This window comes from Hyphomicrobium sp. DY-1 (assembly GCF_047497105.1).
In the GTDB taxonomy this organism is placed as follows: Bacteria; Pseudomonadota; Alphaproteobacteria; order Rhizobiales; family Hyphomicrobiaceae; genus Hyphomicrobium_B.
Map to the genome: position 1 here is coordinate 1,818,403 of NZ_CP134870.1, position 21,774 is coordinate 1,840,176.

At 57.0% G+C, this 21,774-nt stretch carries 19 protein-coding genes; 5 read left to right on the forward strand and 14 right to left on the reverse strand.

Going from position 1 to position 21,774, the window contains the following annotated elements; all coding sequences use genetic code 11:
* Positions 1–45: 45 nt before the first annotated feature.
* The 3 genes from RLW41_RS08575 to RLW41_RS08585 all read right to left on the reverse strand — a co-directional run bounded on the left by RLW41_RS08575 (position 46) and on the right by RLW41_RS08585 (position 2,287).
* A complete protein-coding gene (locus RLW41_RS08575) occupies positions 46–315 on the reverse strand; it encodes a hypothetical protein (protein ID WP_409561441.1) in 270 nt (89 codons plus the stop codon).
* Between the two features lie 171 nt (positions 316–486).
* Positions 487–1,575, reverse strand: a complete 1,089-nt coding sequence (locus RLW41_RS08580) for a helix-turn-helix transcriptional regulator (RefSeq protein WP_414464218.1) — start codon at positions 1,573–1,575, stop codon at positions 487–489.
* 211 nt (positions 1,576–1,786) lie between these two features.
* Positions 1,787–2,287, reverse strand: coding sequence for a hypothetical protein (locus tag RLW41_RS08585; protein ID WP_414464219.1), 501 nt, complete (start codon positions 2,285–2,287; stop codon positions 1,787–1,789).
* Positions 2,288–2,793: 506 nt separating this feature from the next.
* Here RLW41_RS08585 and mprF point away from each other — a divergent pair.
* Both mprF and RLW41_RS08595 read left to right on the forward strand, forming a co-directional pair.
* Positions 2,794–5,433: a bifunctional lysylphosphatidylglycerol flippase/synthetase MprF gene (gene mprF / locus RLW41_RS08590; RefSeq protein WP_414464220.1), complete on the forward strand. Its 2,640-nt coding sequence runs from the start codon at positions 2,794–2,796 to the stop codon at positions 5,431–5,433.
* Complete coding sequence (locus RLW41_RS08595) at positions 5,409–6,800, forward strand: virulence factor family protein (RefSeq protein WP_414464221.1); 1,392 nt, start codon at positions 5,409–5,411, stop codon at positions 6,798–6,800. Before mprF ends, RLW41_RS08595 begins: the two co-directional genes overlap by 25 nt.
* A gap of 13 nt (positions 6,801–6,813) precedes the next feature.
* Here the strand turns inward: RLW41_RS08595 and RLW41_RS08600 are convergent, their stop codons facing one another.
* A complete protein-coding gene (locus tag RLW41_RS08600; RefSeq protein ID WP_409561446.1) occupies positions 6,814–7,104 on the reverse strand; it encodes a PilZ domain-containing protein in 291 nt (96 codons plus the stop codon).
* Between the two features lie 912 nt (positions 7,105–8,016).
* Here RLW41_RS08600 and RLW41_RS08605 point away from each other — a divergent pair.
* The 3 genes from RLW41_RS08605 to RLW41_RS08615 all read left to right on the forward strand — a co-directional run bounded on the left by RLW41_RS08605 (position 8,017) and on the right by RLW41_RS08615 (position 11,447).
* Positions 8,017–8,379 (forward strand): response regulator, encoded by a 363-nt coding sequence (locus RLW41_RS08605; RefSeq protein WP_409561447.1) that lies wholly within the window; start codon positions 8,017–8,019, stop codon positions 8,377–8,379.
* Positions 8,376–9,731 carry a putative bifunctional diguanylate cyclase/phosphodiesterase gene (locus RLW41_RS08610; protein WP_414464222.1) on the forward strand — a complete coding sequence of 452 codons (1,356 nt, stop codon included), beginning with the start codon at positions 8,376–8,378 and terminating at the stop codon, positions 9,729–9,731. Before RLW41_RS08605 ends, RLW41_RS08610 begins: the two co-directional genes overlap by 4 nt.
* 72 nt (positions 9,732–9,803) lie before the next feature.
* A complete protein-coding gene (locus RLW41_RS08615) occupies positions 9,804–11,447 on the forward strand; it encodes a hypothetical protein (protein ID WP_414464223.1) in 1,644 nt (547 codons plus the stop codon).
* Here RLW41_RS08615 and RLW41_RS08620 read toward each other — a convergent pair.
* The 10 genes from RLW41_RS08620 to RLW41_RS08665 all read right to left on the reverse strand — a co-directional run bounded on the left by RLW41_RS08620 (position 11,444) and on the right by RLW41_RS08665 (position 21,774).
* Positions 11,444–12,538, reverse strand: coding sequence for a protein-glutamate methylesterase/protein-glutamine glutaminase (locus RLW41_RS08620; protein ID WP_414464224.1), 1,095 nt, complete (start codon positions 12,536–12,538; stop codon positions 11,444–11,446). The two genes, RLW41_RS08615 and RLW41_RS08620, sit on opposite strands and share 4 nt — an antisense overlap.
* Positions 12,539–13,408 (reverse strand): CheR family methyltransferase, encoded by an 870-nt coding sequence (locus RLW41_RS08625; protein WP_414464225.1) that lies wholly within the window; start codon positions 13,406–13,408, stop codon positions 12,539–12,541.
* 23 nt (positions 13,409–13,431) lie between these two features.
* Complete coding sequence (locus RLW41_RS08630; RefSeq protein WP_409561453.1) at positions 13,432–13,917, reverse strand: chemotaxis protein CheW; 486 nt, start codon at positions 13,915–13,917, stop codon at positions 13,432–13,434.
* Complete coding sequence (locus RLW41_RS08635; RefSeq protein WP_409561454.1) at positions 13,917–15,770, reverse strand: methyl-accepting chemotaxis protein; 1,854 nt, start codon at positions 15,768–15,770, stop codon at positions 13,917–13,919. Before RLW41_RS08635 ends, RLW41_RS08630 begins: the two co-directional genes overlap by 1 nt.
* A 142-nt stretch (positions 15,771–15,912) precedes the next feature.
* Positions 15,913–16,389, reverse strand: coding sequence for a chemotaxis protein CheW (locus RLW41_RS08640; RefSeq protein WP_414464226.1), 477 nt, complete (start codon positions 16,387–16,389; stop codon positions 15,913–15,915).
* Between the two features lie 34 nt (positions 16,390–16,423).
* Complete coding sequence (locus RLW41_RS08645) at positions 16,424–18,400, reverse strand: chemotaxis protein CheA (RefSeq protein ID WP_414464227.1); 1,977 nt, start codon at positions 18,398–18,400, stop codon at positions 16,424–16,426.
* On the reverse strand, positions 18,397–18,765 hold the full coding sequence (locus RLW41_RS08650; protein ID WP_409561457.1) for a response regulator: 369 nt from the start codon (positions 18,763–18,765) through the stop codon (positions 18,397–18,399). Before RLW41_RS08650 ends, RLW41_RS08645 begins: the two co-directional genes overlap by 4 nt.
* A 1-nt stretch (position 18,766) precedes the next feature.
* Positions 18,767–19,084 carry a hypothetical protein gene (locus RLW41_RS08655; protein ID WP_409561458.1) on the reverse strand — a complete coding sequence of 106 codons (318 nt, stop codon included), beginning with the start codon at positions 19,082–19,084 and terminating at the stop codon, positions 18,767–18,769.
* Between the two features lie 767 nt (positions 19,085–19,851).
* Positions 19,852–20,973 (reverse strand): ABC-type transport auxiliary lipoprotein family protein, encoded by a 1,122-nt coding sequence (locus RLW41_RS08660; RefSeq protein ID WP_414464228.1) that lies wholly within the window; start codon positions 20,971–20,973, stop codon positions 19,852–19,854.
* Between the two features lie 9 nt (positions 20,974–20,982).
* Positions 20,983–21,774 (reverse strand): ABC transporter ATP-binding protein, encoded by a 792-nt coding sequence (locus tag RLW41_RS08665; protein ID WP_414464581.1) that lies wholly within the window; start codon positions 21,772–21,774, stop codon positions 20,983–20,985.

Below are 21,774 nucleotides of genomic sequence, written 5' to 3' on the forward strand. Positions count from 1 at the left end.
CGTCAACGCCCCATTCCCCTATCCGCGCCCTTCGGCAGCGCGGAATTAATTCGAGATATGTTCTTCCATCGAAGAATTTAAAAGCGCTCGCTCAACCGCAACTTTCAATCCGCTCAACGCCTTATGAAGGACGATCAAAAGCTCACGGTCGGCCTCAGAAAGATCAGTGTGCGCGCCTTCTTCCACGGCGCGGCAGAGGGCGAGAAAGTCGAGTCGATCATCTGACATAATATCTCCTTCAAATGGTACAGAAGGCACGACGCTGTCGCGTATCAGGCAATGAGAAGAACTCAAAAAATTAGGTGGAATCGCCATTTATGAATTAACAATCACGCTTCAAGATATGTTCAATCGTAGCTTCGCACAGCTCAGACGCTCCGGATGGAAGCCATCCGATCTCTCTCTTTCTCGTGCCGTTCGATAAAATTATCTCACTTCAATCGAAATTCGGAACCCTATACTTTTAGCGTAATTAATTTGTCGCCTTTATGAATTTCGTTGCAGCAGCCAGGCGACGAGCGCCGCCTGTCTATTCGTTCCGGTCTTCGCAAACAACGCTGCGAGCTGCTTACGTGCTGTGTTGATCGATACACCGACATGTTCGCTAAACTCTGCGAGGGATTGACCGTTCAATAGAGCGTCAGCCAACCGCGCTTCGGCAGTCGTGAATTGTTCTGGAAAACGAGATGCACTGTTACTTGGCTGCGCAATAACGAGAACAAGGGCCAATGGCATGGCAATCATTGGTAATTTTAAAACAATAAGCGACACCCGATCTCCCGTCGTGAACGACCGGCAGTGGACGGGACCGCCGAATGGATCGCGACGAACAAACACGGCGTCGATTGCAGCGACAAGCGCGGACTGGATATCGCTGTCTCTTCCTCGCAATTTACCCAGCGGATCGACCGTTAAAAATAATCCCTCCCGCAATAGGCTTTCCGCGGGCGGATTTGCGGCCTTAACGGCGCGAGTTTGCGAGATCAGCATGGCGGCGCACGAGAATTGTGCGGGCAGACCACCCGGGATCGGATCCACACGGCTGACTTTCGAAAGGGTGACGGCGCGTTTTATATGCGGCGCCAGAATTTCAAACTGTTTGATGTAGCGATCGTTGTTCCGCTCCAGCTGTTTTTCTTTGGGGGCTATCGCGAGGATCACCATCTGCTGGATATCCTTATGGACCATACACCCGAGATGATCCGGACTAATACCCTGAGGTTTCATCCAATCATTATAGAATTCGGTGCGCAGTGCTTCTTCTCTACTCAGCACCGTCGTTGCCGGAACCACTTGGAGAAAAGGTAGTTTGGCGAACGATTGAATAGGATAGGGATTGCAGCTCGCGAAGTGCTCCTGGTAGCCGATAAGATATTCGGCCTCGAGCCCGAAGGGATGCGCCAGCGGCGTTGTCTGCGTTTCGATATCGAAGAAATGCAGAATGCCATTCGCTCCATCAAAGGGCTTCATCAGCCCCTGGAGAAATATCGGCCACTGATCTCCGTCTAGGGCTGCGCCGTAGAGGAGATCCAGCAACGCCGGCAGCTCCTCTGCAACGAAGGCGCTCATCGTCATGGCTAGCGTGACTTTAGATAGAATAAAAAATGCCGCTCGGTCCGAGCCCAAATATGAATATTAGAGAGATTGACCGTCCAATTCTCAGTTGGCAATAGTCTTCGCGTCATTCTCGAAATATGAAAAACTATGTAACTGAGACAGCTCACCGAAATTGCGCCGTGAACGCACATTTGCGGGGGACTTTCCGAACGCTGCTCCGGCGCAAGCGCTATTTTGAACTCTGCAAGAGTTCTTGATCCAGGTTGAAGGCCTGGCATCCGCCAGCCGCAAGCAAGGCGTTGACGCCATCTGCCTCATAGCGAAGGTTCGATATCTCCGCGGACTTTTGAGGGTCGACGTCTTTTTTGCCGCCAAGCAAATCGAACAGGTTGCTATTCGTAGCCGGCGCCGCAGCCTGAAGCGCTTTGATCTTATTGATCCGTTGGCGCACATAGTCCTGCGGCGCCGCGCAGGGATCGTCATTTGTGGCGGAGACAGCTTTGGGCCGATGTCTGGCCATGCTCGGTTGCGCGATGCACACCATGGCTGTTGCCAGCAAAAATACGGAAATCAAATCCCGGCTGCGCATTCGCCCTGTTCCCCCGCCATCGCCGTCGAAGCACGTGACCGACAACGATAAAGATACGTCCATGCGCTGCTCGATCTCAATAGATCGAACGCAAGAGTGGGATATATGTCCAAGCGCTGAACGCTCAAGCGGAGCGGCCAAAATATTCGCACAGTTGGGCCGAAGCGCAACGACAAACCCGCGGTTTACTGCAAGGCTGCCGTCCTCTGTTGATTATCGGATCGAATCACCGTGGCCGCTGGCAGGGACCTCCGCGATTTGAGCGCCGATTATCGACAGTCAGCGGATGGGTTGGGAAGCAGAGCGAGACGATGGCCTCGGAAAAATAGTATGTCTGCGGATTATATTCCTGAAGCGTGGCAGCGGCTGCGAGCGCCCGCGGCATCGTTTTCGGAAGGGGGATAAAGTTCCTGAGCGGAAGAGTTTGTACCTTCGTTCTAGCTGAGCCACCCGGCCACCCGATCGCCGATGCACTGAACGTGCGGCCTTTTAGCTTTGCACGTCCATCATTAGCCGGCCTGTGGAGATTGCCGATAACGTAAGATGGGCGTTTCTTTCAAGATTACCAATGCCTAACTTTTCCGGCTCCAAGCCCCGCGCTAGCACCAGTGCGGATCAATCTTCCCTTTCAGATGGTACACTTTACAATGGCTGAGACGCAGAATGAGGCTCCACAGCCGACGGCGCCCGGCCCAAGACTTCTCGAACGCATCGATTGGTCCGTTGTCGGCGCCATCGTCGCTCTCGCGGCGTTCTCCTATGCGGCGACGGTCCTTTATCGGAACCTCGAAGAGATCTCGTGGCCGCAGGTCCGGCACACGATAGCAACGTTTCCACTTTCGCATCTGGCGCTCTCCGGGCTGTTTACGGTCCTCTCCTATGCGGCGCTGGTAGGCTATGACCTCATCGCGCTCAGGGTTGTCGGGGCCAAGCAGGTCCCGCTACGCATTGCGGCGATCACGTCTTTCATCAGCCATGCCGTCACCTTTACGTTCGGCTTCGGCGTCCTCACGGGCGGGGCAGTCCGGCTGCGGCTCTATCGCGTCTGGGGCGTCGATACCGACCGCGTCCTCGGCATCGTAATGCTTTGTGCGCTAAGTTTCTGGGCTGGTCTTGCGACAATTGCCGGGATCTGCCTCGCGGTCGATCCGCAGCTCGTCTCCGCACTGGTGCACCTGAGCGTGCCCGCATGCCGGCTGGCGGGAACGATGATCCTGGCCGTCATTGCTGTCTGGCTCGTCTACGTGTCGATCCGTCCAATCCGGATCGAAGTCGGGAATTGGCGACTGCCGCTCCCCGGCACGCGCGCCACGATAGGGGCAATCTTCGTCGGCATGCTCGACGTTGCAGCGGCGGCATCGGCGCTTTGGGTGCTGTTGCCTCAAGATCTGCACGTCACGATGCCGGGCTTTTTTGTCGTTTTTGCCCTCGCGACTGTGCTCGGCGTCGTCAGTCACGTACCGGGCGGCCTCGGCGTGTTCGACGCCGTCATCCTGCTCGGCGTGACGCAGCATCCGAGCGGCGAACTTGTCGGTTCGCTTCTGCTTTTCCGGCTGATTTATTATATCGCGCCGGTCATTGTCGCGCTGACGATGCTGATGGTGCACGAGATGCGCGGCCGCAGGGGAGTAGCGCATGAGGACGACAGCACCTCCGCCACGATCATCGAACCGATTATTCCGCCGCTCGCAGCCATCGTGACCTTTTCCGGCGGGCTGATCCTGGTGATTTCTGGAACGCTTCCCGCCCACCGCCTGTGGCTCATTCGCGATTTTCTGCCGTTGCCGTTCGTCGAGGCCTCGCATTTCATTGCGAGCCTCGTCGGAACCGTTCTTCTGCTGATCGCAAACGGCCTGGCGCACCGGCTACGTTCAGCTTGGCAACTCGCAATCATCCTGCTGCTGAGCGGCGCTGTTTTTTCCATCACAAAGGGTTTTGATTTCATCGAAGCGCTCGCGTGTCTCGCGGCGGCATTGATCCTGATCGCGGGACGGCGGGAGTTCTACCGCAAGGGTGGCGTACTTGCAGGCCGGCTCTCGGCATCAGCAATTCTTGCGGTGTTGATCGCTATCGGCGCGTCGATTCTGATCGGACTGGCCATCTATCGCGGCGTGCCCTACGACAATTCGCTGTGGTGGGAATTCGCCTACCATCAGGATGCCTCGCGCTTTCTGCGCGCTACGCTCGGCGCCGCGATCATCGTGATGATCATCGCCTCTTACCAGCTGCTCCACAAAGCGCCGAACATCAGCCGCAAGGCCTCAGCCGCAGAACTTCGGCGTGCGAAAGAAATCGCACATCACTCCTCGCAAGTCACAGCCGAGCTGGCATTCATCGGCGACAAGCGCTTTCTGTTTTCGCAGAGCGGCAACGGTTTCGTGATGTATGGCGTCCGCGGATCGACGTGGGTCGCGATGGGCGACCCGATTGCGAACAACAGCGCCGACCTCATCGATCTCGTTTGGCGGTTCAAGGAAAGCGCCGACGAGCAGAAAGGGGCTCCGGTTTTCTATCAGATCACTGCGGATCATCTGCCTATCTATCTCGATGCCGGTTTCTCCTTGATCAAGCTCGGAGAGGAAGCGTGGGTCAATCTCGAGACGTTCACGCTGGATGGCAAGGCTGGAAAACGGCTTCGTCAAACTAAAACGCGTGCCGAAAAGGCCAATATCGAATTCGAAATCTTGCCCGCCGCGATCGTGTCGAAATTCCTTCCGGCGTTAAAGCGCGTATCGGACGCATGGCTCGCCCAGCGTGGACATCGCGAGAAGGGCTTTTCTCTCGGCTTTTGGAATCTCGAGTATGTCGAACGCCACGACATTGCGGTGCTTCGTCATGAAAACCGCATCGTGGCATTCGCGAACCTCTGGCGGAACACGCCGGCTTCTGCGTGCACGCTGGATTTGATGCGCCAGGTTCCCGGCGCCCCGGAAGGGGCGATGGAATATCTCGTGCTCAAGCTTTTGGAGCAGGCGAAGGCCGAAGGCTATAAGTGGTTCAATCTCGGGATGGCGCCGCTCTCGGGCCTTCCCGATCACAGACTGGCATCGCGGTGGGCTCGTCTCGCCGGTTTGTTTTTCCGATACGGCGACCGGCTCTATCACTTCGAGGGGGTCCGTATTTTCAAAAGCAAGTTCAAGCCGGAGTGGCGCACGAAATACCTCGCCTACGAGCACGGGTTGCGCCTGCCGCAAACTCTTTTCGACATCGCCTCCCTCATCAGCGCCAGCGCACGGCGCTCAACATCCGACGGGAATAAAGAATGGTCCAAAGATCGCGCCATCTAGGCATCGCTCGCGTGTTGGCCGCAGCCTTCGGCATTTTCTGTGTGATTATCTCTATCGGAACGCCTGCGTCTGCCGACACGAAAACCATCGCGCAAAAGCGATTTGGCAATGTCCCGGTCCTGTGGTCCGGCAATGCACCTTCCGCCTTTGTCGTTCTGATGGCTGATCCCGATGCAGCGTCGCCTTCCTACAAGCCCATAGCCGCCGCGCTCGAGAGCCAAGGCGCGGCGGTCGCAATTCTCGACGCCGGCGTGATGCGTGGCATTCTCAATACGACCCTCCTGGCGGGCCAATGCAATCAACTCTTCGGCGACATCGAAGATCTCGTCCGACTGTCCGAACGTGCGCTCGGCATGCAAGCGTGGGAATCGCCGGTTTTCTTCGGCCTCGGGCGATCCGGCACGATCGCGTATCTCACTCTGGCGCAAGCACCGCCGAACAGCGTGTCCGGGGCGCTGAGTTCCGGATTTTCGCCTTCGCTCACATCAAAGGCTGCTTTTTGCAGCGGCGCGCCGGTTCTTGGGAACAAGGATGGCGCGTTCGAATATGGGCCGATCAAGCTCAACGGCAAATGGGCACTCTTTACCCAGGATCCGGCGAGTACCGCTCTTAAACCGTTCGTCGCGGTCAACCCCGGCACTTCGATCGAACAGGGAGAGGCGACCGATGGTTCAACCCTATCGTTAGCGGTCAAAGCCGTGTTCGACATGACCCTCGTGCCGAAAGCCTCCATTAGCGATCTGCCGCTGACCGAACTTCCCGCAAAGAACCCTACGGGTATTGCGATCTTTCTTTCGGGGGATGGCGGGTGGCGGGACATCGACAAGCAAATCGGCGAGACACTGTCGAAGAACGGCATCTCCGTTATCGGCCTCGATACCCTGCGGTACTTCTGGAGCGAGAAGAACCCGCAAACGATCGCCGACGATCTCGATCGCATCGCGCGTTATTATAGAAGGGCGTGGCATATCCAGGATGTTTCATTGATCGGCTACTCATTTGGAGCCGCAACCATTCCAATGGTCTGGACGAAGCTCGATCCCGATCTGCAAAAGCAGGTCAAGCTGATCGTGCTGATGGCGCCGGAGCCGGTTGGGCGTCTCGAAATGTCGATGGCAGGTTGGCTCGGTATTCCATCATCCGCCGACATCAGCCTGCGTCCGTTCATGGCCGAGTTACCGAAGGATAAGGTAACGTGCATCTTCAGCGTCGAAGAGAAAGCGGATGGCGATACCGGATGTACGTTGTCGGAACTCAAAGGCGCGACGCTCATTGAAAGAACCGGCGGCCATCATTTCGGCGGCGCGTACTTAGAGATCGCTAAGCTCATTTTGGACCGCTGGGCAGCTGCCGAAAGACGGCATTGACCCAGACGTTTGCTTATATCCGCTTGCCGAAGCCGGCTGACCGGCGCGCAGCCGGCACGGCGATGGCGGCATCGACGTATTGAACCCCAGCGCGATTGGGGGACGTCCACTTGACGCGCACACGACGGCGACTGCCAGAGAACGTATCGTGGATGACGAATGATTTCGGCAACCACTCGCTGTTTTCAACCAGCAGCAACGCTCCGCCGCGCGAGGTATCGGCGATGCGGCACGTCAAGACCTGACCCTCGCCGAGTTCGATTTTCGCCGGACGACTTACGGGTTTTCGTTCTTCCTTGCGCATGGCGAATGTTCAAAAAATCAGAAATTTAATGGAACATTTACCGATCTCAGGGCCAAGCCGACGAGCACAATCTCTGTTGATGGTAACTGCTCGAGACGGAGCAGTTCGATTGCAGGCCTGAAAAACCAGTGCTGTCATTGCCCTACGAAGCCGCTGGCGCAAAAACGAATGATGTTTATTTTGCGTGCTATAGCCCAGGCCCGCAATGCGTCAGATGAGCCAAACGGGTCTCGTTGCGAGATTCGAAGGAGCAACACGTGCGGCAATTATTAGGAAATTAATGCCCTGGTTTTCTCGCTTGCGATTTGGCCGCTCCATCTGATCACGCATTGCCCCCCAAGGTCGGCTCGCAGCGCCTGCATGGAAATTGAGCGTCGCGACGGACTCAGCCATTCGCTGCATTCCGATTGATAAGAAGGCGAAACTCACATTTGCAAGCGGCAAGCTTTTTGTCGGGAAGACAATCGCGAGATCATTCGATGCATTTCAGGCGAATAGAGCCTGCGGACGTAATTCGCCACGTGCGAGCAAGACGGATCGCGAGAATCTCCTCTCTGAGATGCGCACACTGAATCGTGCCAATGGTGTAATTGCAATGTCTCGATCGCGCTTGCGTCGAATGCTGATCACTTGAATTCCATCGCGATAATTGTCTTTCAAAAAGACGCCATTTTCAAAAGCGCATGGCGATTGTTCGCTTAGTGCTCCTCGAAACCGCTTTATGCCGATTTTTATTATTCAAAAGTCGTAGCGATATTTTAAAATTCCGGTTCTCAAGCGCCATTTCGAAATGTGGCAAATTAAGCGATCTTTCACTCCTGTGGCGTACTATTGAACTACGTGCAAGCAGTGACGCGTCGTGCCGCAGCATTGCGATCGTGCGTGAGAATTTGCGTCATGGTGGGGAAGCTTATGCCGACACTGCTCGCGATCGATGATTCGCCAAGCGTCCGGCAGATGATCCGGGTAACATTCGCAAGCGCCGGATTCGACATCATAGAAGCATCCGACGGACTAGAGGGCCTTCAAAAGGCGACTTCCAATCTCATCGACATCGTCGTTACCGATCTCAATATGCCACGAATGAATGGACTTGCGTTCATTCGGCATTTACGCGCGCGACCATCCTACCACGGTCTGCCCATCATCGTATTGACAACCGAGTCCGATCAGGCGGCACGCAAAGAAGCCAGTGCCGCCGGAGCGTCGGCGTGGATTACTAAGCCGTTCAGTGCACAGGGGCTTCTCGATATCGCGCGTGGGTTTTTGAAATGACCGAACTCTCCGGCTCAGAATGTGAGCATGAACTCATCGTTCGTCTCAGTCAGCTGGCGATTTGTGACCCACTAACCGGTCTACACAATCGCGGAACGCTCAAGGAATTGTTCGCTAGAATTCTTGAGCAGGCGACAACGGACGGGCAGACCGTCGGCATTCTCTACATTGACCTCGACGATTTTCGCGCCGTCAATAAGTTGCATGGCCAGGCGGTCGGAGATGTCATCATCAGCCGCATCGCCAACCGGCTGCGTTCGATCTCTAGCGACACTGACACGATCGTGCGCACGGGCGGCGACGAATTTTTGCTGATCTCCCCCAGCGATAAACCGGACTGCGAGTTCAGCGCGAAGGCGCATCACATCGTTGACACGCTGCGCGAGCCCCACGTCCTCGAAAACGGCAAGACGATCCGCGTCACGGCTTGTGTCGGCACCGCACACTTTCCCATCCACGGGGCCGATCATGAGGAGCTAATCGCCGCGGCCGAATTGGCGCTGCATCACGCCAAGAAAATCGGCGACGAGGTCACGGCGTTTTCCCCTGAGATGCTGAATACAGAGCACAGGCGTCTCATCTTCGAACACGACGTCAGCCTCTCGCTGGAACGGGGCGAGCTTTCCCTCGCCTTTCAACCGCAGGCGGAAGCCTCAACGTCCGCCATCAGTGGATTTGAAGCGCTTGCGCGTTGGCAGCATCCCGATTTTGGTCCGGTGTCTCCCGCCGATTTTATCCCCGCGGCCGAGGCATCCGGAGCCATCGGCGCCATCGGCGCTTATGTCCTGCGTGAGGCTTGCCGCGAGGCATCCTCGTGGAAAAATGGTCTTCGCATTGCTGTTAATGTATCGCCCGTGCAAATCGAACGCGGCGATTTCGTACAAGTCGTCAGAAACGCGCTCATCGAAACCGGTTTGGCGCCGGAACGCCTTGAAATCGAAGTGACCGAGAGCCTGTTCATCCAGAATCTCGCCTACGCGTCGAAGGTTCTCACCGGGGTTAAGGGCCTCGGCGTCAGCGTTGCGCTCGATGACTTCGGCACCGGCTATTCATCTCTTGGTACACTCCGTGCTTTCCCATTCGACCGCATCAAGGTTGATCGGAGTTTCGTCTTCGATATGGTTCGCAATTCGAATGCGGCTGCAATCGTCGATTCCGTGCTTGGGCTTGGGCGCGCGATGGGTTTGACCGTCGTTGCTGAAGGCGTCGAAACAGAAGAACAACTGAAGCTTCTGCGAACGCTCGGATGCCAGCAGATCCAGGGCTACCTCATCGGCAAGCCGATGCCGGCGGGACATTACGCCGCCGTCACCGGTAAAGTCTCCAATCATACATCGCCAGTTATGGTCTGACTCGTGCGCAACATGCTTGTGCCGAACACGCAAACTTTCGTCCGTCATACCAAATTGGACACCCGCATTTCGATGATTGAGGCAATCTTAGGCCATCTGGAAACTTCGAGAAGCCAGATCGAGGGGAAATTCTCGCGCGCGGGAACGATACTCGAATCCGCCGTCTCTTTGATCAGTCAACAGCTCGAATACCTCCAGCAGTTGAGTACCCTTCTTGACGGCGAAGCCGTTGGAGAAGCGACGCGGGAACTCTCCGCCGCCGCCGAAGAGCTGCGGTCTCTGCCGAATATGCTCAGCGAGCGCGGGCAAGAGCTGCGCGATCTGGAATGCCGAAGCGCAGAATTGCTGCGCGATATCGAAGATATGCGAAGCCTTCTGCGCTACCTTCTGGTCTTCGCCCTCAACTTGAAGATCACTGCCGCCGACGATCAGCAAGATGCTCAACAGTTTCACGCCTTTTCTCAGGAAATGCGGACCAGAATCGAGGTTGGCGGCACCGAACTCAATGACATCGATATGCGGCTCAACGGTCTGCTGGACCAGGTCCGCGCGGCGCTGAAACTTGAATCTGGCCTCGCCGAAGAAGTCTCCGCGATGGTTCCGGCTGTTCCCAATCATTTGGCGGACGATGCGACTGCGATCCGGGTGCATCAAAAGCAGATCGCCGACATGACCGGTGAAGCCTCTGCACTTGCGCAAAATATCCAGCTCAAGGTTGTCGATGCGCTATCTTCGCTTCAAATTGGAGATATATCGCGGCAGCGCATCGAGCACATTCAGAATGGGCTCAATCTCCTGACCGAAGCTGATTCTCGCTTAGCGCAAGACGGCCTTTCGGACGACGCGAGAGGGCGATTTACCCAATTCATCTGCCGTCTGCTCGCCGCGCAGCTCGCGGATACGGCCCAGGACTTCGAGCGCGATTCCCACGTGATGCTCGCGAACATGGCGGAAATGGCAGCCGATGCGCAATCTCTTTTGCGCCTCCAGCAAACGCAAGGTTCATCAGATAGCCATAACAATCTTCGATCTCTCGAGCGGAGCGTCGCTGATGCCGAGATCCTCGTCACAGACATGGAGCAAGCCGTCGCGGCAGCCAATGATGTCCGATCCGCGACAGCTCGGACGGTCGATGAGTTGCTGCGGCGTATCGATACGATCAAAAGCGTTCGCGAAGACGTGCAATTCATGGCGCTCAACACGACGGTCAGCTGCTCGCGGATGGGCGACGCCGGAAAGCCGCTCCAGGTCATCGCCATCGAGCTGCGCCTCTACGCCAAAAAGCTCGATTCCATTGCCGATGTGACACTCGCGGCACTTCGTTCCCTCGGCGAGGACATGGCGCATTTGAACACGGACCGCGCGGAGACTAGTCCGAAATCCAAGCTCGAAGGGGCAGCCGCACGTTTGCGTGACGCTGCCGATCTTGCAGAGTCTCGGCTCGCGACAATCATGGGACAAGGAAAGGACGTCGTTGATTCCCTTGCGAAAGCCGAGACCGAGTTGAATTTCGATGCCGAACTCGGAAACGTCTTGTCGACTTCCGCGGCGTCACTTCAGTTGCTTGCCGGTGAAGAGGATATTGACGTCGCGGATATTCTTGATCCGCTGAAAAGCCTTCTCGATACCATCGCTGCGACCTACACGATGGCGAGAGAGCGAGACGTACACGCACATTGTTTGCCCGACGCGGCTGTCTCGGCGCGTGCCGCTTAGCTACGGCTTGCCGCTCGCAACACTTCGCTTGCTATCGCATTCAGGGGCACCACCTTAGCGGCTGCACCTCGTGCGATGGCCTCCTTCGGCATGCCGAAGACCACCGACGTCGCTTCGTCTTGGGCAATCGTGAAGGCGTTTGCGGCTTTCATTTCCTGGAGCCCGCGCGCACCATCGTCGCCCATGCCTGTCATGATGACGCCGATGGCATTGGAACCAGCCGATTGCGCGGCCGACCGAAACAGCACGTCGACCGACGGGCGATGGCGAGAAACCAGCGGGCCGCTCTTGACGGACACGAAATATCTCGCGCCCTGCCGTTCCAGCATCATATGTCTGTCGCCCGGCGCAATAAGGACGTGGCCGCGCAGCACGGCATCGCCGTCGGCCGCTTCCTTCACTTCGACGGCGCAGAGTGAATTCAGACGTTTGGCAAAGGCCGCAGTAAATTTCTCCGGCATGTGCTGCACGATGACGATGCCCGGCGCGTTTGCGGGCATGGCTTCCAAGACGACGCGCAGCGATTCCGTTCCGCCGGTCGAAGCACCCATGCACACGACCATTTCGGTCGTTTTCGCCATCGCGCGGCCGGACGGCGGCGGAAGCATCGCGTCCGCCGTCAGCTTCTTTTCCGGCCCTCCCATTCTGACTTCCATCGCATCGCGCGGCCGTCGTCCGCCGACCCGCGCCAAAGCCGCGCTTTTGACCACTTCGCAAATTCGAAGCGAGCTTTCGGCTAGATGATCGGCAACACCGATGCGTGGCTTCAAGATGATGTCGACAGCGCCTGCCTCCAACGCCTGCATCAGCGTTTCCGATCCTGCCTCGGTCAGCGAAGAGCACATGACGACCGGAACTGGCCGCTGCGCCATCAGCTTTCTGAGAAACGTAATGCCGTCCATACGCGGCATCTCGACATCGAGCGTGATGACGTCGGGTACCTCATCCTGGATACGACGCGCAGCGGCGATCGGGTCGGAGGCTGCACCCATGACTTCGATGTCCGGGTCCGAGCTCAACACCGCCGTCAGGGTCTGACGCACGCTTGCTGAGTCGTCGATAATCAGAACGCGTATTTTTTTTTGAGGCATCTATCGCGTCTTCTGGAAAATGGTATTTGCGACCTGTTTGACCGGAAGTGAAAATCCGCCAATGGATTCGGAATGACCAATGAACAGATAGCCGTTCGGCGCGAGACAATCGCAAAGCCGCGATAGAACGGCTTCCTGCACCTTTTTCTCGAAATAGATGAGCACATTTCGGCAGAAGATAACATCGACCGGTGCACCAATTGCGTAGCTATCGTCCATAAGGTTCAGCCGCGCGAAACCGATCTTCGATCTGAGCGAATGGTGCATGCGAACCTGCCGATCGCCGCGGACCGAACGCAGCACGTATTTCCGCGCCAAGACGGGGGGTACCGGATCCATCATCTCTTCGGGATAGATGCCGCGAACTGCGGTCGACAGAACCTCGGTGCTTAGATCCGTCGCGAGGATCGAATATCCTGGCCGATAGCTCTGCCTGAAGTCTTCAAGGATCATCGCCAACGTGTAGGGTTCGGCGCCGGTAGAGCAAGCCGCGCTCCAAACGCGAACCTCACCTTTGTCTCGCTGCATCATCGCCGGCAGAACATTTTCGACTAGGTAAGCGAAGTGGTTTGGTTCCCTAAAGAAATCAGTCTTGTTCGTCGTCGCGACGTCGATCAGATGAATGGCTTCGGACTCGATGCCATCTTCATCAAAAAGGAAGTGACAATAACTGTCGAACGAGTCGTGGCCGGTGACGCGCAAGCGCCGCCGGAGCCGTCCCTCAAGCATCGTCACTTTGGTCGGCGGCATGCGGATGCCGCTATACCCATTTATGAAACGTGCTAAGCGATCGAAGTTGCGCTTGCTCAGGTTATCGTTGCGCAGCCGCGTATCTTGCCCGCGGTCGACGCTGTGGCTTAGAGAAGTCATACCAAAAGCTCCGTAGACCTTGGTTACGCTGCGGCCGCAGTTTGCGAAAGCATCGCCGACTCCGATGACGAGAACAGTTTTGGCAGGTCGATCAGCACGACGAATCCTTCGGGGCGCTGGACCACACCGGCGATGTAGTCCGAGCGCCAGCGAACGCCGATGTCCGGCGCCGCTTCGATCTGATTGCTGTGGAAGGGCGTTACTTCAAAGACCCGATCCGCCACAAGACCCAGGCATAGAACTCGCCCCGCAAGCGCCACATCCAAAACGAGGATGCGCGTGTGCGGCGTCGGCTCCGTCGGTGCCAGCCCGAGACGCTGGCGCAGATCTATAGTCGGTACGCCTTGGCCCCGAACGTCGGTGAGGCCAAGGAGATAGTCGGGACCGTGCGGAATCCTGAATGCCTTTCGGTAATCCAGGATCTCCCGCACTTCCGTAACGGGGACCGCGAAGACTTCGTCGGCCAAGCTAAACGTCACGTATTGAGCTTCGGACCCAGCGCTCGTCATCACGCCGACTCCCGGAAGTTTGCATCGTCCGCGTCAGGGCCACCCGTGCTCAAGTCCAGGGCAAAGCCCTTCACACGCGACTGAAGTTCGGCAACTGTATTGCGCGGCGCAGACGACGTCGCTTTCTTCTCAGCGGAAGCTTTGGCGAGCGCTTTCTGAGCGGCCGACGGCTTCGCCGATGTGATCCGCTTGGCGGGCACCGAGCGGACGTTCGCAGACTCGGACGAGCGGTTCGAGTCGTCGGTCCGGAAGAACGCGATGCTCTGCTGAAGCTCTTCAGCCTGCGCCGCCAATTCTTCAGAGGTCGCCGACATTTCTTCCGATGCACCGGCGTTCTGCTGCGTGACCTTATCGAGCTGCTGGATCGCTTCATTGATCTGCGAAGCACCGATGTCCTGTTCACGGCACGCGGCGCTGATCTCAGCAACGAGTTCCGCCGTTTTACGGATATCCGGAACCAAGCGTGTCAGCATTTCGCCAGCTTCCTGCGCCGCTTTCACGGTGTCGCCGGACACCGATCCGATCTCCGCGGCCGCCGTCTGGCTGCGTTCCGCAAGCTTGCGCACTTCGGACGCAACAACTGCGAAGCCCTTACCGTGCTCCCCAGCGCGCGCGGCTTCGACCGCTGCGTTGAGAGCCAGAAGATCGGTCTGACGAGCGATTTCCTGAACGATACCGATCTTTTCAGCGATGGTGCGCATCGCATTGACCGCACGGGTTACCGCGTCGCCGCTGGCCTCAGCGTCCTTCGACGATTGGCGCGCAATCTTCTCGGTCTGGGCGGCGTTGTCGGCGTTCTGCTTGATGTTCGCCGCCATTTCTTCCATCGACGCTGATGCTTCTTCCGCCGCAGAGGCCTGTTCGGTTGCGCCCTGGGAGACTTGTTCCGAGGCCGAAGAGAGCTGCTGGCTGCCAGCCGAAACGTTCCTCGACGCGACGATCGCATCCGACACGACGCCGCGCAGACGTTCGACCATGCTTTCGAGAGCATGGCCCAGCGTGTCCTTGTCCGACAGCGGCTTTGGCTGCACCGTCAGATCACCGCCTGCGATCTGATTTGCGATGCCTGCAGTTTCACGAAGGTTTGCGGTCATGCGCGTCATCGCATCGATGAGGTCTTTGATCTCATCGTTGGTCGCGACGGTGACATTTTGATCAAGGTCGCCGATCGAGACGGCTTCCGCGAGCTGGACGCCCTTGCTCAGTCCACGAGAGACACCGAGAGAAATCCAAATACCTGCGCTGGCCGACAGCAGGAAGATGAATGCAGCGGTCGCAAGAAGCACCATGCGTGCTGTCTGATATTCTGATTGAGCTTCGCCAGCGATTTGCGTCATATCGCGGTCGCCAATGTCCTGGATGGCGTTAATGATCGCAAAGGCTGCCTTCGCTTTGTTGCGGGCTTCACCCGCAGAGATCGCAAGGGCTTTGGCGCGAGATTCTGACGTATTTTCCGCTGCGAATTGCAGCGCCTGTTCCTGCACCGGAACCCATTCCCGCCATGCTGCGTCGAATTGAGCGAGTTTTTCTTTGACCTCCGGCCCAGCTACGCGCTTGACCTGCTCCGCGGCATCCAAGACCTTCTGGCGATATTTATTGAGCTCTTCGCGCATTGCCGCGAGCTTCTGAAGGTCCGTTTCGGCAATGATATTCTTTTCGGCGCGGATCATATAGAGGGCACTAATCTCTATGTCGTCGGCATGCTGGACTTGCGCCGCCGGGCCTTCGACGATCTGTGTAACCTGCGAATTGAGAAGCGATAGCTGGTATATGCCCAGACCTGCCATAACGCATGACAGCAGGGTCACGATTGTAAAAGCAACGGCGAGCTTGGTCTTGATCGTAAATCGCATCGAACTGCCCCTTGGCTTGGGAAAACCTTGCGGCTTTCCCTCATACTTCATGAACGGATTGCGATAGCTTCACCGCTGCTATCGAACGGAACTCGTCATGAGTCTTGCCGGCGCTTCCATGCGCAGGGCCTTCCAATACGGCTCAAGCAACGGCTTTGAGCGGTCCTCCTGTTTTTTCCGAATGGATGGAAAAAATGTTGCGAAGATCAGGGAGAACGATGAATTCGCCGCCCTGCTTGACGACGCATTTCACGTATTCGGATCGCCACCGCATACCGACGCTCGGCGGAGGTTCGCTTCGGCTGAGATCGAGGGTTGTCACCTCGTTCACCTTGTCGGTGCGCAGCCCGATGAAGCTTGCAACGCCATCGATATCAAGCTCGATCACGACAGTCCGACTGTCGATCGTCGGCGGTCCGGCTTCCATTCCGAATGCGATATGCAGATTTGCGAGGGGGATGACTTTGCCGCGGAAGTTTATGACGCCGCCGACCAGCTTTGAAGCCGTCGGCACAATCGTCACGATCGGCATGTCCATGATCTCGCGGACAATACTTGCCTCCAAGGCAAACGTCTCGTCCTGGAGATCGAACGTCAGTACTTCAATTTCTTGCGTCATAGCCGAATGCCTTCGTCGTTATGGTCGGACGTGCTCAACCGGCCTTCCGCAGCTGTGCTTCGTTCATTTGGCCCGTTGCGACCAGATGCGCGATGTCGAGAATCAGTGCGACAGAGCCATCGCCGAGGATCGTCGCGCCAGAGAACATTGCGACGTCTTCATGCAGCTTCGACATGGCCTTGATTACGGTCTGATGGTCACCGATGATCTGGTCGACGACCAATCCGACACGCTCGGCCCCAGTCGAAACGACCACGATTTTCTGGAATTGATCCGGCTGTGTTCCTGTCTGGAAAATTTCGCGAAGCCTGAGGAACGGAACGAGAGTGTCACGCAGCGAGATAAAGCTTCGACCTCGCGAGCGCAGATCCTGCTCGACCGGCAATTCGAGACATTCCTCGACCGCGGATAGCGGAATGACATAGCGTCCCGTGCCGACTCGAACCAAAAGGCCGTCGATGATAGCAAGCGTCAACGGGATGCGCAGCGAGATACGCGAGCCTGCGCCCGGCTCGCTGCTGAGATCGATAGATCCGCGCAGCGCTTCCACCGTCCGCTTGACGACGTCCATGCCGACTCCGCGGCCGGAGAGATTGGTGACGGCTTGCGCGGTCGAGAAGCCAGGTTGGAAGATCATTTGCAGCAGATCGTGATCACCGATGTGGGCACCCGGCATAATCAAGCCTTGCGCTTCGGCCTTGGCTCGAACGCGCGCCCGGTCGATGCCGGCACCGTCGTCCGTGATGGAAATAATGACTTCGCCGCCTGCATGACGCGCCGCGAGATTGATTTTACCTGCTTCCGGTTTTCCGGCCGCCTTGCGTTTTTCCGGCGTTTCGAGGCCATGATCGACGGAGTTTCTGACGAGATGCACGAGCGGGTCCGCCAGCCGCTCGATAACGGTCTTGTCTACTTCCGTTCCTTCGCCTTCGGTCGTCAGATCGATCGTCTTGCCCGTCTCGCGCGCGAGATCATGCACGAGGCGACGGAAGCGGCCGAATAGGGTTCCGACGGGAACCATGCGAAGAACCATCATTGTATCGCGCAGCTCGTTGGAGAGCCGCTCGATGTCTTCGGAGACGGCGCGCAGATTAAGGTCCGGGCTGGCGGCGGCAATCTGGCTAAGACGCGATTGCGCGATGACGAGTTCACCGACACGATCCATGAGCTCATCCAGTCGTTCAGCAGGAACGCGAACACTTTCAGAGCTTTTGGCTGCCTGGCGCGTGTCGGCACCGGCCGACGGCCGCTGCTTATCCGTCTGCGACGCATCGGAGGATGGTGCGGCATCGCTGGAAATTTCCGACTGAACCGGTTCGCTGCCTTTCTCGGCTTCGACCTGACGAATATCGAGCTTCATGTCATCGATAATGAACATGAAGACGTCTTCGATATCCGTCCGCGGCTTATCGGTGAGAAGTTTAACGTTCCACGTGATGTAGCACTCGTTCGCAATCAGCGCGTCGAGGGCCGGGATTTCCGAAATATCAGCCGCGACGCTACACTCACCGAGATCGCGCATTTCGGCCAGAAGTGCCATCGGGTTGCAACCGTTGACCAACGCATTCGGCGGCAGCGAGAAATTAATCTCCCAAGACGTTTTCTCGGGTTCTTCCGGCGGCGGAGCATGTCCTGCCATCTTCACTTCCTGCTCCAGGCGGAGGAGCAGTTCCTGGCCTGTCGCCTCGCTAGCTGTTTCGGCTCCTTCGAGCAAAGCCCGCATGTGATCTTGCGCAGCCAGAACAACCGAGACGAGGTTCGCCGTAGCCGTGACCTCACCCTTGCGGACCTGATCGAACGCCGATTCACAATGGTGTGTGAACGATGCAAGTGCATCGAATCCGAACATGGCTCCGGAGCCCTTCAGGGTGTGAAGGCTGCGAAAAACATCATCGACGAGCGCGCGATCACCGGGCTTCCTCGACAAATCGAGCAAGCCAAGCTCAATGCGATCCAAAAGCTCGTCTGCCTCCGCGCGAAATGTTGCAATTGCATCCGTATTCGACGTCATTGTCCGAGCACCTTCTTGACGATTTTCAGAAGGTTGTCGGCTTGAAAGGGCTTCGTCAGCCAGCCAGTGGCACCCGCGGACTTGGCTCGTTGTTTGAGTGCTGCGTCGGATTCCGTGGTGAGAAAAATGATCGGCACACCGCTGTGCGCCGGGATTTTGCGTAGCTCCTCGATCATCGTCAGACCGTCCATGATGGGCATGTTCAAGTCAGTGATGATGAGATCGAACTTTCCAGCATTGGCTTTCTTAATGCCGTCTGCCCCGTCGACCGCCTCGCTGACCTGATAACCGGCCCCTGTCAGCGCCACCTTGATCGCGACTCGTATACTTGATGAATCGTCTACCGTGAGAATTGACGCGGACATTTCAGGCTCCCTCGTGCAACCAGAACCGGCGATTTTCAGCCGACATTTCAGCGAGCAGTCCCGCTCGATCCATCAGGCTCAAAGCACGCCCGGAAATCGGAGCGGCGAGCGATAATTGCTTGGAGGCGCCCTGCGCATAGAGCCGCGCGGCGACGATGAGTTGGATTCCGGCAATGTCGATGTCGGACTCTTCGGAGATCAGGAGGTCGAGTGATTCGCTATCGTTTATGGAGTTCAGAATTGCGTTTTTCGCATCGCTGACCGTTCGAATTGTCAACAGACCGGAAATATCCAGCGTCGAATTGCAATTTTCGCTCATTTCCCCCCGGAGTGCTGCCGCAGCAAAAACTCCGCCCCGCTTTCATGACTTACTGAACGACAATAAGCCTAGGCCATTATATGTAGGTGAGGTGTTAATGATGGCCTAACGCCAAAAATATCGGATTGAAACTAAAGACCAATATCGTATTTGAAAAATATTCGGACCGCGCAGCTCCCAATTTGCCATCAATATTTCAAATTCGGCTGGCCTGTTTTCAATATGATAATGGAAAAATTTTTTTCCTTATGGGATGGGGCGCCTTCGTTCGCTGCGTGACATCCACCTGCCATTCGAAGAAAAAGGCCATTCCGCATACGCGCGAGTTGCATCGTCTATAAAATCAGCACAAATCGGCCTCTCCCGCTTCTTAAATCGCTGAGCTGACGAGTTGCCCAAACTGGACAAACAGGTTTCCAGGAAAGGGCTCAGAGATTGCCGATTATATAGAAATGGGATTCGTTTGATCTCTGTTGGATTCAGGGGAACGCATTCAGCGACGCACAATCGGGCAGACGGTATTTCTCATCAATCGCCGCGGCCCTGTGCGGGATCGGCGATCTGCGGTTGGCTGAATGTGGTGCTTGGCATTGCCGCGATACTGAATTTTCTAAATCGCCATAGCGCTCGATAGTGAGCGCTATTACGTCGTAAGTTCGCATAATTCTTGTCGCCGATTCCGATCACACTCGGATAAGATGGGCAGTCGAGCGGCGTCGACTAAATCTCGTTAGCTCCGGCGCGCGAATGAAGTCGCGCTGCTGCGCTCAGGAGACGCTGCAGACCCAGACGACAAGTTCGGACGCGACCTTGTCGAACGCTTGATTGAGTGCCGCCGATATTCCAGCCTGATCGGTGATCGTCGCCGGTACGCTCGCTTTAAATATGCGTGCGCCTAGGATCTGTCCGTTTTTGCCGACGACCTTTGCTGAGAATGCTATCTCGGCTGATGGCGTGTCCGAGGCCACGATCTCGAAGTTACGCAAATCCAAGATGAGCTGATAATCGACTTCGAGCGTGTCCGGCTGGCGTCCAAGGACCTTCAGGTATCCGGCATTTTCAAAGCTCTGCACGACGCGCGATTGCACGACCCGGCTTAAAGTATCCGGCCACCGGGCGGCGATTGCGTTCGAGCGCTCGCCCGCTGGCGTCATGATTGCGACCTGATCATTGAAGACACTGCCCACGATATCTGGTTCCGGCACGACGAGTTGGCCCTCGGGAATCTTGCCGAGGCCCGGAAATTTTTTGGGAGCTTCGAGATCGACAATGGGTGCGTCGGCTTTCTTGCCACCACCTGTCATCTTCTCCAGACCGGACAGAATGCCATCGACCTTATCGGAGTTCTTCGCGAGCGATGCCGAAAACGTGTTGATGTTCGCGACCAGCGATTTGAAGGGCTCGCGATTTTCATCAATGACGGCACCGATCCGATGCAGGATATCTCGCGCCGATTCCGTGAGACTTTGCGTGTCGTTTGGATCGACGGTAAGGAGTGGCGGCTGCCGGTCGATTGATGTGACGGGGGGTGCATCGGGTGCGCCGCCGCGCAATGCTAGGACGGGCGAGCTGGTAAGGCCTTGAAATTCTATACCGACCTTCGTGTCGGAACGAACGGGCGTCGTACTGTCAACGGAGATCAGAGCCGTGACCTGCTTGGGATGGTCGGCTGCCAACTCGAGCGCGACAACTTCGCCGACGCGGATACCATTGAAGAGAACCGCCGAACCTCTGAGAAGTCCAGAGACCGGTGTCTCGAAACGTGCGCGGTAAAGCGCCTGCTGGGCCAAGCCGCCTGCGTGGTTGAGCCAGTAGACAAATACGAACGCCGCCGCGACAGTCGCGAGGGTGAAGAGTCCGATCAGCGTGTATCGCGCGCGAATTTCCATAACGGCGTCTCAACCAGATGACTGTTGGCGTGAAGATTCCAGCATGCGTCCGCGTTGGCCACGGAAGTACGATTTGACCCAAGGGTGCTCGCTCGCAAGCATAGCCGAGAGTGGACCGTCGGCGACGATCTTGCCATCCGCCAATACGGCGATGCGATCGCATACGGTGTGTAAGCTGTTGAGGTCATGCGTGATCATGAACACGGTCAGGCCAAGGGTCTGCTGCAGCGTTCGGATCAGCGAGTCGAAATCACCCGCCGATATGGGGTCCAGACCTGACGTCGGCTCGTCGAGAAAAACGACCTCGGGATCGAGTGCAAGCGCGCGAGCCATGGCGACGCGTTTCGTCATGCCGCCCGAAAGCTCCGACGGCAGCTTGTTGGCGTCGAGCCGGGACAGTCCAACCATCGCGAGCTTGGTCGCCGCGATCTCATCGAGTAAATCCTCCGGCAAGTGCAGGAACTCGCGCATCGGAAACTGCACGTTTTGTATTACGGTGAGCGACGAATACAGCGCGCCGTTTTGAAAGAGGATGCCGCATCGCCGCTGCAGCGCACGGTGGGTCTCATCGTCGACGTGGTCAACATCATGTCCGAAAACTTCGATTGATCCCGACTGTTTCGGCAACAGGCCGATAATGGTGCGCAACAGGACGGATTTGCCGCTGCCTGAGCCGCCGACGAGGCCAAGAATTTCCCCGGGACGGACGTCGAGAGACAGATGATCCAGGACCATTCGGTCTCGGAACCCGACGGCCAGGTCACGAACGCTAATGACGGGCACTTTGCTCGGAGAGGCCAT

Excerpts from the sequence above, each read along its gene's own strand:
- RLW41_RS08575 (WP_409561441.1), bottom strand. The coding sequence starts at position 315 with ATGGCGATTCCACCTAATTTTTTGAGTTCTTCTCATTGCCTGATACGC.
- RLW41_RS08580 (WP_414464218.1), bottom strand. The coding sequence starts at position 1,575 with ATGACGATGAGCGCCTTCGTTGCAGAGGAGCTGCCGGCGTTGCTGGAT.
- mprF (WP_414464220.1), top strand. The coding sequence starts at position 2,794 with ATGGCTGAGACGCAGAATGAGGCTCCACAGCCGACGGCGCCCGGCCCA.
- RLW41_RS08595 (WP_414464221.1), top strand. The coding sequence starts at position 5,409 with ATGGTCCAAAGATCGCGCCATCTAGGCATCGCTCGCGTGTTGGCCGCA.
- RLW41_RS08600 (WP_409561446.1), bottom strand. The coding sequence starts at position 7,104 with ATGCGCAAGGAAGAACGAAAACCCGTAAGTCGTCCGGCGAAAATCGAA.
- RLW41_RS08605 (WP_409561447.1), top strand. The coding sequence starts at position 8,017 with ATGCCGACACTGCTCGCGATCGATGATTCGCCAAGCGTCCGGCAGATG.
- RLW41_RS08610 (WP_414464222.1), top strand. The coding sequence starts at position 8,376 with ATGACCGAACTCTCCGGCTCAGAATGTGAGCATGAACTCATCGTTCGT.
- RLW41_RS08615 (WP_414464223.1), top strand. The coding sequence starts at position 9,804 with ATGATTGAGGCAATCTTAGGCCATCTGGAAACTTCGAGAAGCCAGATC.
- RLW41_RS08620 (WP_414464224.1), bottom strand. The coding sequence starts at position 12,538 with ATGCCTCAAAAAAAAATACGCGTTCTGATTATCGACGACTCAGCAAGC.
- RLW41_RS08625 (WP_414464225.1), bottom strand. The coding sequence starts at position 13,408 with ATGACTTCTCTAAGCCACAGCGTCGACCGCGGGCAAGATACGCGGCTG.
- RLW41_RS08630 (WP_409561453.1), bottom strand. The coding sequence starts at position 13,917 with ATGACGAGCGCTGGGTCCGAAGCTCAATACGTGACGTTTAGCTTGGCC.
- RLW41_RS08635 (WP_409561454.1), bottom strand. The coding sequence starts at position 15,770 with ATGCGATTTACGATCAAGACCAAGCTCGCCGTTGCTTTTACAATCGTG.
- RLW41_RS08640 (WP_414464226.1), bottom strand. The coding sequence starts at position 16,389 with ATGACGCAAGAAATTGAAGTACTGACGTTCGATCTCCAGGACGAGACG.
- RLW41_RS08645 (WP_414464227.1), bottom strand. The coding sequence starts at position 18,400 with ATGACGTCGAATACGGATGCAATTGCAACATTTCGCGCGGAGGCAGAC.
- RLW41_RS08650 (WP_409561457.1), bottom strand. The coding sequence starts at position 18,765 with ATGTCCGCGTCAATTCTCACGGTAGACGATTCATCAAGTATACGAGTC.
- RLW41_RS08655 (WP_409561458.1), bottom strand. The coding sequence starts at position 19,084 with ATGAGCGAAAATTGCAATTCGACGCTGGATATTTCCGGTCTGTTGACA.
- RLW41_RS08660 (WP_414464228.1), bottom strand. The coding sequence starts at position 20,973 with ATGGAAATTCGCGCGCGATACACGCTGATCGGACTCTTCACCCTCGCG.
- RLW41_RS08665 (WP_414464581.1), bottom strand. The coding sequence starts at position 21,774 with ATGGCCTCTCCGAGCAAAGTGCCCGTCATTAGCGTTCGTGACCTGGCC.